Genomic DNA, 12,674 nt, shown 5'->3' with positions numbered 1-12,674 from the left:
AGAGAGATCACATGAGCGCACGCACGGCCCGCGAGGCCGGCTTCATCACGCACGACGGCGAAACGCTGTTCTATCGTCACTGGCCCGCGACGGGCCCGCACTGCCGCGGCGCAATCGTGCTGCTGCATCGCGGCCACGAGCATTCGGCGCGCGTCGCGCACCTCGTCGACGAGCTCGACCTGCCGGATTTCGCGTTTTTCGCATGGGACGCGCGCGGCCACGGCCGCTCGCCCGGCGCGCGCGGCTATAGCCCGAGCGCGGCCGCATCGGTGCGCGACCTGCAGACCTTTGTCGAGCATATCCGCGACACGCACGGCATCGCGATCGAGGACATGGCCGTGGTCGGCCAGAGCGTCGGCGCCGTGCTCGCCGCGACCTGGGCGCACGACTACGCGCCGCCGATCCGCTGCCTCGTCGTCGCGTCGCCGGCATTCCACATCAAGCTCTACGTGCCGTTCGCGCGGCCGGGGCTGCGGCTGATGCACAAGCTGCGCGGGCTGTTCTACGTGAACAGCTACGTGAAGCCGAAATTCCTCACGCACGATCCCGAGCGGATCGCGAGCTACGCGTCCGATCCGCTGATCACGCGGCCGATCGCGGTCAACATGCTGCTCGACCTGCACGACACCGCGCAGCGGATCGTCGCCGACGCGGCCGCGATCACCGTGCCGACGCAACTATTGATCTCGGGCGCCGACTGGGTCGTGCATCGCGGCCCGCAGGACCGCTTCTTCGAACGGCTCGGCTCGGCGCGCAAGGAGCGCATCGTGCTGCCGGGCTTTTATCACGACACGCTCGGCGAGCGCGACCGCGCACAGGCGCTCGCGCCGCTGCGCGCGTTCGTGCTGCGCGAGTTCGATACGCCGAGCCCGCGCGTGTCGCTCGCCGACGCCGACCGGCGCGGCGCGTTCCACGACGAATACGCGGCGCTCGGCCGCCCGCCCGCGAACGTGTTCGCGCGGGCGTACTGGGCGCTCACGCGCGCCGGCCTGAAAGCAGGTGGCGCGCTGTCGGACGGCATCGCGCTCGGGCTGCGGCTCGGTTTCGATTCGGGCTCGACGCTCGATTACGTGTACCGCAACCGCGCGCAGGGGCGGCTCGGCGTCGGCTCGCTGATCGACCGCACGTACCTCGATTCGCCGGGCTGGGTCGGCATCCGCCAGCGCAAGGTGCATCTGCAGGAACTGATCGGCGCGGCGATCGGCCGCCTGCGCAGCCACGGCACGCCGGTGCGGATCGTCGACATCGCGGCCGGGCACGGGCGCTACGTGCTCGACGCGATCGCGACGGCCGCCGAGCGCGACGGTGCGGCCCCCGACGACATCACGCTGCGCGACTACAGCCCGCCGAACGTCGAGGCCGGGCGCGTGCTGATCGCCCAGCGCGGGCTAGAGCCGATCGCGCGCTTCGAGCGCGGCGACGCGTTCGACGAGGCGTCGCTCGCGACGCTCGAGCCGCGTCCGACGCTCGCGATCGTGTCGGGTCTCTACGAACTGTTCGGCGAGAACGCGCTGATCGAACGTTCGCTGCGCGGGCTCGCGCAGGCCGTGCCGCCGGGCGGTTATCTCGTCTATACGGGGCAGCCGTGGCATCCGCAGCTCGAATTCATCGCGCGCGCGCTGAACAATCACCGCGGCGAGGCGACCTGGGTGATGCGCCGCCGCTCGCAGGCCGAGATGGACGAACTCGTCGCGCGCGCGGGCTTCCGCAAGCTCGACCAGCGGATCGACGAGATGGGCATCTTCACGGTCAGCCTCGCGCAGCGGCTCGACGCGTCATGAGCGCGCTCGGCGGCGGCGCGAGCGGCCTCGCCGAGCCGGCGGCCGGCGCGCGCGACGCGTCGTTCGCGCTGCGCTTCGGCTGGCTCGCGGCGATGGGCGCCGTGTTCTTTTCGACGTACGGCTTCGCGAACTGGCTCGCCGCGCGCCGCGCGGCAGTGCCGACGTTCGCGTTCGGCTGGGAGCACGCGGTCCCGTTCGTGCCGTGGACGATCGTGCCGTACTGGTCGATCGATCTTCTGTATGCGCTGTCGTTCTTCTTCTGGACGCGCCGCGACGATCTGCTCGATCACGTGAAGCGGTTGCTGACCGTGCAACTAGTGTCGGTCGCGTGCTTCATCGCGTGGCCGCTGCGCTTCGGTTTCGAGCGACCCGACCCGGGCGGCGCGGCCGGCGCGCTGTTCACGCTGCTGATGGGCTTCGACAAGCCGTTCAACCAGGCGCCGTCGCTGCACATCGGGTTGCTCGTCGTGCTGTGGGCCGTCTATGCGAAGCATCTGCGCGGTACGGTCGCGCGCGTGGTGCTGCATCTGTGGTTCGCGGCGATCGGCGTGTCGGTGCTGACGACCTACCAGCATCACGCGATCGACGTGCCGACCGGCGCGGCCGTCGGCTGTCTCGCGCTGTTCCTGTTTCCGCTGCGCGATGCCGCGGGCCGGCTGCCGGGCGCCGATGCGTCGCCGGGCGCGGCCGGCCGCGCGCTCGCGCGTCGTTATGCGCTCGGTGCGGTGCTGGTCGCGCTCGTGGCGCTGTGGTGCGTGCCGCGCGCGCCGGGCTGGGCGCTGGCGGCGGGGTGGATCGCGCTGGCGCTCGCGTGCGTCGCGTGGCTCTACCGGCGCGGTGCACCCGGCGCCTTTCAGAAGGATGCGCACGGGCGTTTGCCGGTCTTCATCCACTGGCTGCTCGCGCCGACGATCGCCGGCGCGTTCGTCAATTCGCGGCTGTGGACGTTTCGGCAGCCGGCGCCGGTGCGGATCGACGAGCGCGTGTCGATCGGCCGCACGCCGACGACGCGCGACGTGCGGCGCCATGGCTTCACGGCGCTGGTCGACCTGACCGCCGAGATGCCGCGCTGGGCGGCGGCCGATGCGTCGCTCGCGTATGCGGCCGTGCCGCAGCTCGACCTCGTCGCACCGACCGCAGCGCAACTCGCGGAGGCAGTCGCTTCGCTCGAGCGCCTGCACGGCGAAGGGCGCGACGTGCTGGTCTGCTGCGCGCTCGGTTACGGGCGCAGCGTGCTGTGCGCGGCCGCGTGGCTCGCCGCGCGGCGCGGGCTCGGCGATGCGCGCGACGCGCTTGCCGCGGTGCGCGCGGTGCGGCCGCACGCGGTGTGGTCGGACGACGGCGTGGCCGTGCTGCAGCACTGGATCGATCGCCGTCGCAGTGCGGGAGGCGTGTGATGCGCGATCCGTCCGCACCGTTCCGGATTGCCGCCGCGCGCGGCGCGCTCGATGCGGGCGTGTGGGCGATCGCGGCTGCGCTGGCCGCGGCCGGTGCGGGCTGGTGGATTGCATCGGGCTGGGCGCCGGCGACGATCGCGCGCGTGCTGCTGGCCGTCGTCAGCACGGGGTCGGGGATCGCGGCGCTGTGGTACGCGGTGCGCATCGAGATCGACCGCCGGCTGTTCGCCGCGTTGGCGCGCGCGGCGGCGGGCGATGCGTCGGTCGACGACGGGCTTGCGGCGCTCGACCGCGCGCTCGCCGATCTCGGCTGGATCGACGCAGCGAAGGCCGGGCGCGCGCTCGACGCGCGCGTGCGCGGCGCGGTCGGGCTGTGCCGGGCCGGCGTGCTCGTCGCGGTTGTGCAGTGGCTCGTGGTCGGGCTCGCGATCGCGATGCCGCAGGTGGGGTAGCGCCTGCTCACGCTCGCACCGGGCTGGCGATCGAGGCTTTCCGCGCGCCCCTCGAGGGGATTTCCTTCGGGCCGGCGTTATACGCGCGCCGCACGCTGCGATCGCGCCCGCTTGGCTTCGTACATCGCCTGATCCGCATGCTCGATCAGCGCGTTCATGTCGGTGCCGTCGTCGGGCAGCATCGCGATCCCGACGCTGACGCCTAGCCGCAGCGCGTGTCCCTCGAATTCGAACGGTTCGCCGACCTGCCGCGCGAGCCGCGTGCTTTGCGTGTGCGCATCGTCGCGGTTGCCGACGTTCGGCAGGATCACCGCGAATTCGTCGCCGCCGACGCGCGCGACCGTATCCGAACGCCGCACCGCACCGATCATCCGCGTGGCGATCTCGCGCAGCGCGGCATCGCCCGCGCGATGGCCGAAACCGTCGTTGATCGGCTTCAGCCCGTCCATGTCGATGTTGAGGATGCCGAGCCGGCCGTTCGCGCGCAGCGCCGTATGCATCGACTGCCGCAGGCGGTCGTAGAACAGCGCGCGGTTCGGCAGGCCCGTGAGCGCGTCGTGCGTCGCGCGCAGGTACAGCTCGTTCGCCTCGTTGCGCGCTGCATGGAACATCGCGGCGGCGATCAGCCCGGCCGTCAGCCGCAGCGTGCCGGCGTCGGCCTGCGAGAAGCCGTCGACGTCCGGCGACATCACCTTCAGCACGCCGACCGTCGTGTCGGCATGCGTGAGCGGCATCACGAGCATCGAGCGCAGGCCGACCCGGCGGCACGCGTCGCGATCGACGCGCGGATCGGTTTCCGAATCGACGCAGTGCAGCAACTCGCCGCGCTGCACGCACAGGCCCGACAGGCTGCCCGAGCGCCGCAGCCGCAGGCCGAGCATCCCGGCGGCCGTGCCCGACGCGGCGCGGTACACCATGTCGTCGCCTTCGGCGAATTCGACCGCCGCGGCGCTCGCGCCGGTGAGCAGCGGCACCTGCTCGGCCACATGGGCCATCACGCTGCCGAGGTCGAGACCGAGTTTCGCGATTTCGGTTTGCACGGCGATGATGCGCAGCAGCGTGTCGGGGGATGGGGTGGCAGTGTCGACGATTTGATCCAAGTCGGTTTTCCGCGAAGAAAGATCATCAGGCGGTGCGGGAGTGCGGTAGCATACGCGCCGCCCCCGCGGCAGTGTCTTGCGGGCGGTCTGCAACGGACCGCCGCCGGCATGCCGGTCCGGCCGGCCGCGTCGGCAGTATGCCGTTCGGTCCTGCCGGCAGCAATGGCGAAAATTTTGCCATTCACTCCTTTTGCGCAGCATTTCCGACCGGATTGAGGTTTTTTTCGCTTCACTGTCGCGAATCGGGGTAAGTTTTGTCCTATTTTTGAGATGGTGTGACGAATGAGCGCGTGCCGGTGCCAGGCGTGCGCGCAAACACGACGACAGCCGATTAAAGAATGTGCCGCTTCGTTTCGATAAATGAATCGGGCCAGTTAATTGATATGAGGGAAGCAGTGGGGATGTTCACTCACGGGCATGGCTGCTTTGCGCGCGTCGGGTTCGATGCGACGGACGACCGGATGACTCTGACGAAATGGAGCGGCGCATGAAGCCGGCCGCGTCGCTGCTGGTCCTGTCGATCGCCATGGCCGGCGCTTTTCACGCGGCCGTGTTGTCGGCCGCTCCGATGCCGGCGGCCGTTGCGGCGTCCGGCGCCGGTAATGCGGCGGCGCCCGGCGATGCGCCGGTGCTCGCGGCCGCGCCGGCGGCGGCCAGCGCGCCGTCCGCCGGGCTGCCTGCGACGACCGTGCGCGTGCCGTTCGCGTCGCTCGGCGCGTTCGAACCGCTGCGCCTGCGCGGCGCCGACGACGCGCGCACGATCCACGCGGGCGTGCGGCTCGACCGCGTGGTCACGGGCGCGCGGCTGCGCCTGACCTACGCGTATTCGCCGTCGCTCGTGTTCCCGATGTCGCACCTGAAGGTGTCGGTGAACGGCGAGGTCATCGCGACCGTCCCGTTCGACGCCGCGCGCGCGGGCCGCACGGTCACGCAGGACATCCCGATCGATCCGCGCTACTTCTCGGATTTCAACCAGATCGGCCTGCGCCTGATCGCGCACTACACGCTCGACCATTGCGAGGATCCGTCGAATTCGGCGCTGTGGGCCGACGTGAGCCCGACGAGCGAACTGATCCTCGACGAATCGCCGGTCCGCCTGCCGAACGATCTCGCGCTGCTGCCCGCGCCGTTCTTCGACCGGCGCGACAACGGCCACGTGCGGCTGCCGTTCGTGCTGCCGGGGTCGCCCGATTCGGCGACGCTGCGCAGCGCGGGCGTGCTCGCGTCGTGGTTCGGCGCGCTGGCCGACTACCGGCATGCGCGCTTCCCGGTGTCGTCCACGCTGCCGGCCGACGACCAGGCGGTGGTGGTCGGCACGGCCGCGACGCTGCCGGCCGGCCTCGTGCTGCCGTCGGTCAACGGTCCGCTGCTCGCGGTTGCCGACAACCCGGCCGCGCCGGGGCACAAGCTGCTCGTCGTCACGGGCCGCACGGCGGCCGAGGTCGACGACGCGGTCGCGACGCTCGTGCTCGGCCGCGCGGCGCTGTCGGGGCCGGCGGCGACGGTCGCGCACGTCGATCTCGGCGCGCCGCGCAAGCCGTACGACGCGCCGCGCTGGCTGCCGGTGAACCGGCCGATCGCGTTCCGCGAACTCGTGTCCGATCTGCGCGAGCTGGAAGCGCGCGGCACGACGCCCGACGCGATTCGCCTGAACCTGCGCGTGCCGGCCGATCTCCATTCATGGAACGGCTCGGGCGTGCCGATCACGCTGCGCTACCGCTACACGGCGCCGACCGTGCAGGACAACTCGACGCTGGCCGTCGAGATCAACGACCAGCTCGTGAAGTCGTACCGGCTCGGGCCGGCCCATGCCGAGGACGCGCGCGGCCGCATGCAGCTGCCGCTGTTGTCGGTGCCGGAAGGGCGCGTGACGAGCGACGTCGACATCCCGGCGTTCCGCGTCGGCAGCGGCAACCAGCTGCAGTTCCGCTTCACGCTCGATTCGCAGAAGACGGGCCTGTGCTCGAGCACGGCCACCGAGCCGCAGCGCGCGGCGATCGATCCCGATTCGACGATCGACTTCTCGCACTTCGTCCATTACGCGCAATTGCCGAACCTCGCGTATTTCGCGAACAGCGGTTTTCCGTTCACGCGCTTCGCCGACCTGTCGCAGACGGCCGTCGTGATGCCCGACCGGCCGTCGCCGCAGGAGCTCGAGGCCTACCTGACGATGCTCGGCCACATGGGCGAGTGGACCGGCTTCCCGGCACTGCGCGTGCAGGTCGCGCGGCCCGGCGACGTCGCCGCGTTGTCGGGCAGCAAGGATCTGCTCGTGATCGACGGCTCGCCCGCGTCGCCGCTGCTCGCGCACTGGCGCTCGGCGCTGCCGCTCGCGATCGGCGAGCAGGGCGGTGCGGGCGGCGACGGCGCGACGCGCGTCGCGTTCACGGTCAAGGAGCGCTGGCGCAACGGCGTCGGCCTTCCCGACGGCGGCGCGCATATCGAGCAGACGGGCCCGCTCGCGGCGCTCGCCGGTTTCGAACTGCCGGGCAGCCATGGCCGCAGCGTCGTCGCGCTGACGGCGACCGACCAGCCGCACCTCGGCGATCTGCTGAACGTGTTCGAGAACTCGGGCCTCGTGTCGCAGTTGCAGGGCGACCTCGCGCTGGTGCGGCCGGGGCAGGTCGACAGCCTGCGCGTCGGCGAGCCTTACGTGGTCGGCTTCGTGCCGTGGTATGCGCGCGTCTGGACGCAGGCGGCGCGGCATCCGGTCGTGCTCGGCGCGGTCGGTGTCGTCGCGGGGCTGCTGCTCGCGCTCGGCGTGTTCAGCGTGCTGCAGAGAATCGCCGCGCGTCGACGGGGGATGTAACGGATGGCGCGGGTTATGGCGAAGCGACGGGCAACGCGGCCGGCGCGGCGCGTCGGCGCGGCACTCGCGCTGGCGGTTGCGATGGCGTGCGCGGCAACCGACATGGCCGCTCGCGCGCAGGCCGCGGGCGCCAGCGCGACCGATGCGGCCGCTGCCGGATGCAGCGCGGCGTGGCCGCGCTGGGACGCGTTCAAGCGCGATTTCATCTCGGCCGACGGCCGCGTGATCGACGTCGGTTCGGCCGATTCACGCACGGTGTCGGAGGGGCAGGCGTATGGGCTTTTCTTCGCGCTGGTCGCGAACGACCGGCGCATGTTCGACACGATCCTCGCATGGACCGAGAACAACCTCGCGCAGGGCGACTTGAGCGCGCACCTGCCGGCGTGGCTGTGGGGCCGTGCGCCGGACGGCGCGTGGCGCGTGCTCGACGCGAACGCGGCGTCGGACGCCGACCTGTGGATCGCGTACACGCTCGTCGAGGCCGGGCGGCTGTGGCACGAGCGCAGCTACACGGCGCGCGGCGCGCTGCTCGCGAAGCGCGTGCTCGACGAGGAAACCGCGACCGTGCCGGGCCTCGGCGTCACGCTGCTGCCGGGGCCGACCGGCTTCAGGCTGCCCAATGGCCAGTGGCGCGTGAACCCGAGCTATTCGCCGCCGCAGGTGATCCGCGCGCTCGGCGCGCGCCTGCCCGACGACCGGCGCTGGGCCGCGCTGGCGTCCAGCACCGGGCGCGTGCTGCTCGACACGGCGCCGAAGGGTTTTTCGCCCGACTGGGCGCTGTATCGCGCGGGCACGGGCTTCGGGTCCGATCCGCAGACGCATGCGCAGAGCGCGTACAACGCGATCCGCGTGTACCTGTGGGCCGGCATGCTCGACCGCGCCGATCCGCTCGCCGCGCCGCTGCTCGCGCGTTTCGCGCCGTTCGCCGACCATATCGCCGCGCATGGCGCGCCGCCGGAGAAGGTCGATACGACGACGGGCGTCGCGGGGCCGAACGACGGCAACGCCGGGTTCTCCGCGGCGGCCGTGCCGTTTCTCGACGCGCGCGGCCAGCGCGCGCTCGCGGATGCGCAGGCGGCCCGCGTCGAGTCGCTCGCGCGCCAGTCGGCGCCCGGTTATTACACGAGCGTGCTGACGCTGTTCGGCCTCGGCTGGCGCGACGGACGCTACAGGTTCGGCGCGGACGGCACGCTCGACGCCCGCTGGGGAGGCCATTCGTGCGCCGCCCGCTGAAGTGCGCCGCGCCGCATGTCGCGGGGGTCGCATGGCTCGCGTCGTCGGTGTGCGCGGCGGCGCCGGGCACCGCAGCCGACGCGGCGATGCCGAAAACCGCCATGCCGGCGGCCGCCGCTTCCGCCGATGCGCAGCGTCAGCTCGATACCGCGCGGATGTGGGGCGTCAAGCATCGCGACGACCTCGCGCACGATGCGCTGCGCAAGGGGCTGCTGATCGCGCCGGGCGATCCCGAACTGCTTGCCGAACAGGTCCGTGTGCTGCTGCGGCTCGGCGACGCGAAGGGCGCGCAGGCCGCGCTTGCGCGCCTGCAGGCGCGGTCGCCGAATGCGCCCGCGACGCGGCGGGTGGCCGACGAATACCGCGTCGCGACGAGCGGGCGCGGCGAGATGGCGCAGATTCGCCTGCTCGCGCGCAGCGGCCGCGCCGACGAGGCAGCCCGGCGGATCGTCGCGCTGTTTCCGAACGGCGCGCCGTCGGGTGCGCTCGGCGCCGAGTATTACCAGATCGTGTCGAATGCGCCGCGCGGTCGCGAGCCGGCGATCGCCGCGCTGCGCCGCGCGGCCGCGGCCGATCCGCAGGATACGAGCGCGTCGATGGCGCTCGCGCGGCTGCTGAACCAGCGTGCCGACACGCGCGCGGAGGCGAACCGGATCGCATGGTCGCTCGCGAAGCGGGACGACGCCGACCATACGGAGGCGATGGCGCTGTGGCGGCGCGTGCTGCAATCGGCCGGCAGCGATCCCGCGTATCTCGACGCGCTGCATGCGTATCTTGCACTCGTGCCGGACGACACCGAATTCCGCGACCGCGCTGCCGAACTGGACAGCCGGCGCGATGCGCAGCGCCGGCTCGAACGCGATCCCGGCTACATCGCGCAGCAGCGCGGCCTGCAGGCGCTCGCGCGCGGCGACCTTGCGGCCGCCGATCCGCTGCTCGCCCGCGCCGCACGTGCGCGCGCGGACGACGCCGATGCGGTCGGCGGGCTTGGCCTGCTGCGCCTGCGCGAAGGGCGGCACGACGAGGCCCGCGCGCTGTTCGCGCGGGCCGCGACGCTCGCGACCGACCAGCGCGGCAAATGGCAGAGCCTGGCGCGCACCGCGCAGTTCTGGGGGCTGCTCGCGCAAGGCCGCGCGGCCGCCGCCGCGGGCCGGCCGCAGGATGCCGAGCGCGCGGCGCGTGCCGCGCTCGCGATGCAGCCGGACAGCCCGGACGCGAAGCTGCAGCTCGCCGATGCGCTGCTGGCGCAGCGCGACTGGGCGCGCGCGGAGCCGTTGCTGCGCGAATTGCTGGCCGTGCGTTCGCCGAACCCGTCGGCCGTGCGCGGCACGGCGACGCTGTATGAAAACACCGGCCGCGCGGACCGGATCGGCCCGCTGCTCGACGCGCTGCAAGGGCGCGTGACGGGCCGCGACGATCGCCGCGCGCTCGACGGCATGCGCGCCGACCTGCTCGCGAACCAGGCGCGCGCGCTCGCGGACAAGGGCGAACGCGGGCCCGCCGCGCAACGCTACGAGGCGGCCGTGCGTGCGGCGCCCGACGCGCCGTGGACGCGCTTCGCGCTCGCGCGCCTGTATCGCGACATGGGGCTGCCGCAGCTTGGCCGCACGGTGATGGACGAAGGGCTCGCGCAAAGCGATACGCCCGAGATGCGCTATGCAACGGCGCTGTACCGCAATTCTCTCGACGACGTCGCGGGCGCGCAGGCCGCGCTCGCGCCCGTCGACGACGCGCACCGCTCGGACGGGATGCGCGCGCTCGCGCACAAGCTCGACGCGGAAAGCACGCTGGCCGACGCGCGCGGCGCGCTCGGGCGCGGCGATCGTGCGGCATTCGCGGCATCGCTCGCGCATGCGCAGGCGAGCGCGCCGGACGATCCCGACATGCTCGCCGCGATCGGCGCGCAGTGGATCGACGCGGGCGAACCCGAGCGCGGCCTCGCGCCGTTGCGCGACTGGATCGCCGCGCACCCGCGCGAAGCCGATGCGGACGTGCGGCTGCGCTACGGCGACCTGCTCGGCAGCGCGGGGCGCGACGACGCACTCGCCGCGTGGCTCGATGCGCTGCGCCGCGAACCGTCGCTGACGCCCGCGCAGACGGCGAGGCTCGAGGACCAGTCGCTGCGGCTCGTGCTGCGGCAGACGGACGATGCGATCGCGCGGCAGGACTACGCGCAGGCGCGTGCGCTGCTCGATCGCGCGAGCCCGGCCGGCCGCGCGGACAAGCGCCATGCGCTCGAACTGGCTGATCTCGAACGTGCGCAGGGCCATTACGGCGCGGCGCGCGACGCGCTTGCGCCGGTCGTCGCACGCACGCCGGACGATGCCGATACGCAGCTCGCGCTTGCGCGGATCGACGAGGACAGCGGCAACCGTGCGGCCGCGCTCGCGCGGGTGCAGGCCGTGCTCGCACGCACGCCGGACGACGACGTCGACACGCAACTGTCGGCAGTGCGCCGCCTGAACGCGCTGCGCCGTCCGGACGAAGCCGCGCAGGTGACCGGCCGGCTGCAGGCCGCGTATCCGGCGCGTGCGGACGTGACGGTCGCGACCGGGCGCGTGGCTGAGGCACAGGGCCGCTATGACGACGCGGCGTCGCTGTACCGGCTGTCGCGATCGCAGGAACGCACGGCGGGCGTGAGCCCGGGCCGCGACGGGCTCACGCCCGCGCAAGCCGCGTTCGCGGATCTCGAACAGCGGCGGAACCCCGAGATCGAGACCGGCTGGATGCCCGCGTACAAGTCGGGCGACGAAGGCATCTCGTCGTATCGCGCGCAGCAGGTGCCGATCTACCTGCAGATGCCGATCCGCTACGACGGGCATGTGTTCGCGCAGATCGACACCGTGCATCTGGATCCGGGCACACTCGATACGAGCGACCCGAACGCGTATTCGCTGAAGACCTTCGGGACCTACGCGGCGCTCAGGGCTTCGAACGGGCTGCCGCCCCCGTTCCAGTCGAATCAGCCGGCCGCCGCGCTGATCGCGAATCCGCCGGGCTCGCTGCACCAGTCGACGACGGGCGTCGCGCTCGGCGCCGGCTATCGCACCGATGCATGGCGCTTCGATCTCGGCACGTCGCCGCTCGGTTTCCCCGTGCATTACCTCGTCGGCGGCGTGCGCTACCGTTTCGACGCCGGCCCGGCGAGCTTCAGCGTGAATGCGTCGCGGCGGCCGGAAACGAGCAGCGTGCTGTCGTACGCGGGGATGCGCGACCCGTGGACGGGCGCGGTCTGGGGCGGCGTGCGCCGCGACGGCGTGAACCTGCGTGCGTCGGTCGACGTCGGCCGCACGAACCTGTTCGCGGAACTCGGCGCGGGCGTGCTGTCCGGCCGCAACGTCGAACGCAACGCGGAAGTCACGCTGCGCACCGGGTTCACGGTGCCCGTGTACGAGCGCGCGACGATGAAGGTCAGCACCGGGCTCGTCGGCAATGCGTGGCACTACGCGCAGAACCTGCGCTACTACACGTACGGGCAGGGCGGTTACTACAGCCCGCAGCGCTACCTGTCGCTCGGCGTGCCGATCGAATGGGCGGGGCGGCGCGACGCGCTGTCGTGGGACCTGACCGTCACGGGCGGAATCTCGAACAGCTACGAGAAGGATTCGCTGTTTTACCCGACGTTTTCGGACCAGCGGGCCGCGCAGGTGGCGGCCGGGTTCGTGTACGCGGGCAGCTCGACACGCGGCGTGTCGTTCTCGTACGGCGTGAACGGCATCGTCGAGTACCGCGTGAACCCGCACCTGAGCGTCGGCGCGCAACTGCATGTCGACCGGTCGCACGACTACGCGCCGAGTTCGGCGCTCGTGTACCTGCGCTATGCGTTCGATGCGCGCGCGCAGCCCAGCTGGCTCGTCACGCCGACGCCGGTGCGGCTTTATTCGGATTACTAGGGGAACGTC

At 72.2% G+C, this 12,674-nt stretch carries 7 protein-coding genes; 6 read left to right on the top strand and 1 reads right to left on the bottom strand.

The window, feature by feature from the left end:
• The first annotated feature begins 11 nt into the window (after positions 1 to 11).
• Genes BT264_RS00105 through BT264_RS00095 form a run of 3 tightly spaced genes read left to right on the top strand, consistent with a single transcriptional unit; the run spans position 12 to position 3,630 of the window.
• On the top strand, positions 12 to 1,781 hold the full coding sequence (locus tag BT264_RS00105) for a bifunctional alpha/beta hydrolase/class I SAM-dependent methyltransferase (protein WP_072435791.1): 1,770 nt from the start codon (positions 12 to 14) through the stop codon (positions 1,779 to 1,781).
• Entirely contained in the window at positions 1,778 to 3,178 is a 1,401-nt protein-coding gene (locus BT264_RS00100; protein ID WP_072435790.1) for a phosphatase PAP2/dual specificity phosphatase family protein, read from the top strand. The genes BT264_RS00105 and BT264_RS00100 overlap by 4 nt, the downstream gene beginning before the upstream one ends.
• Complete coding sequence (locus tag BT264_RS00095) at positions 3,178 to 3,630, top strand: hypothetical protein (RefSeq protein WP_072435789.1); 453 nt, start codon at positions 3,178 to 3,180, stop codon at positions 3,628 to 3,630. Before BT264_RS00100 ends, BT264_RS00095 begins: the two co-directional genes overlap by 1 nt.
• Positions 3,631 to 3,707: 77 nt before the next feature.
• Here BT264_RS00095 and BT264_RS00090 read toward each other — a convergent pair whose 3' ends face one another.
• Positions 3,708 to 4,730: a sensor domain-containing diguanylate cyclase gene (locus tag BT264_RS00090; protein ID WP_072435787.1), complete on the bottom strand. Its 1,023-nt coding sequence runs from the start codon at positions 4,728 to 4,730 to the stop codon at positions 3,708 to 3,710.
• Between the two features lie 487 nt (positions 4,731 to 5,217).
• Here BT264_RS00090 and bcsB point away from each other — a divergent pair, with 487 nt between their 5' ends.
• Genes bcsB through BT264_RS00075 form a run of 3 tightly spaced genes read left to right on the top strand, consistent with a single transcriptional unit; the run spans position 5,218 to position 12,665 of the window.
• Positions 5,218 to 7,539: a cellulose biosynthesis cyclic di-GMP-binding regulatory protein BcsB gene (gene bcsB / locus BT264_RS00085; RefSeq protein WP_072436403.1), complete on the top strand. Its 2,322-nt coding sequence runs from the start codon at positions 5,218 to 5,220 to the stop codon at positions 7,537 to 7,539.
• 3 nt (positions 7,540 to 7,542) lie between these two features.
• Positions 7,543 to 8,772, top strand: a complete 1,230-nt coding sequence (gene bcsZ, locus BT264_RS00080) for a cellulose synthase complex periplasmic endoglucanase BcsZ (RefSeq protein WP_072435786.1) — start codon at positions 7,543 to 7,545, stop codon at positions 8,770 to 8,772.
• A complete protein-coding gene (locus tag BT264_RS00075) occupies positions 8,757 to 12,665 on the top strand; it encodes a cellulose synthase subunit BcsC-related outer membrane protein (RefSeq protein ID WP_072435784.1) in 3,909 nt (1,302 codons plus the stop codon). The genes bcsZ and BT264_RS00075 overlap by 16 nt, the downstream gene beginning before the upstream one ends.
• The last annotated feature ends 9 nt before the right edge of the window (positions 12,666 to 12,674 follow it).

The sequence above is a fragment of the Burkholderia sp. NFPP32 genome, from assembly GCF_900119325.1.
GTDB classification, from domain to species: domain Bacteria; phylum Pseudomonadota; class Gammaproteobacteria; order Burkholderiales; family Burkholderiaceae; genus Burkholderia; species Burkholderia pyrrocinia_C.
The sequence above is the reverse complement of the archived record's forward strand: the minus strand, read 5'-3'. Positions and strand labels throughout refer to the sequence as shown.

What these genes read in the sequence shown, in the direction of transcription:
- BT264_RS00105 (WP_072435791.1), top strand. Translation starts at nt 12, where the DNA reads ATGAGCGCACGCACGGCCCGCGAGGCCGGCTTCATCACGCACGACGGC.
- BT264_RS00100 (WP_072435790.1), top strand. Translation starts at nt 1,778, where the DNA reads ATGAGCGCGCTCGGCGGCGGCGCGAGCGGCCTCGCCGAGCCGGCGGCC.
- BT264_RS00095 (WP_072435789.1), top strand. Translation starts at nt 3,178, where the DNA reads ATGCGCGATCCGTCCGCACCGTTCCGGATTGCCGCCGCGCGCGGCGCG.
- bcsB (WP_072436403.1), top strand. Translation starts at nt 5,218, where the DNA reads ATGAAGCCGGCCGCGTCGCTGCTGGTCCTGTCGATCGCCATGGCCGGC.
- bcsZ (WP_072435786.1), top strand. Translation starts at nt 7,543, where the DNA reads ATGGCGCGGGTTATGGCGAAGCGACGGGCAACGCGGCCGGCGCGGCGC.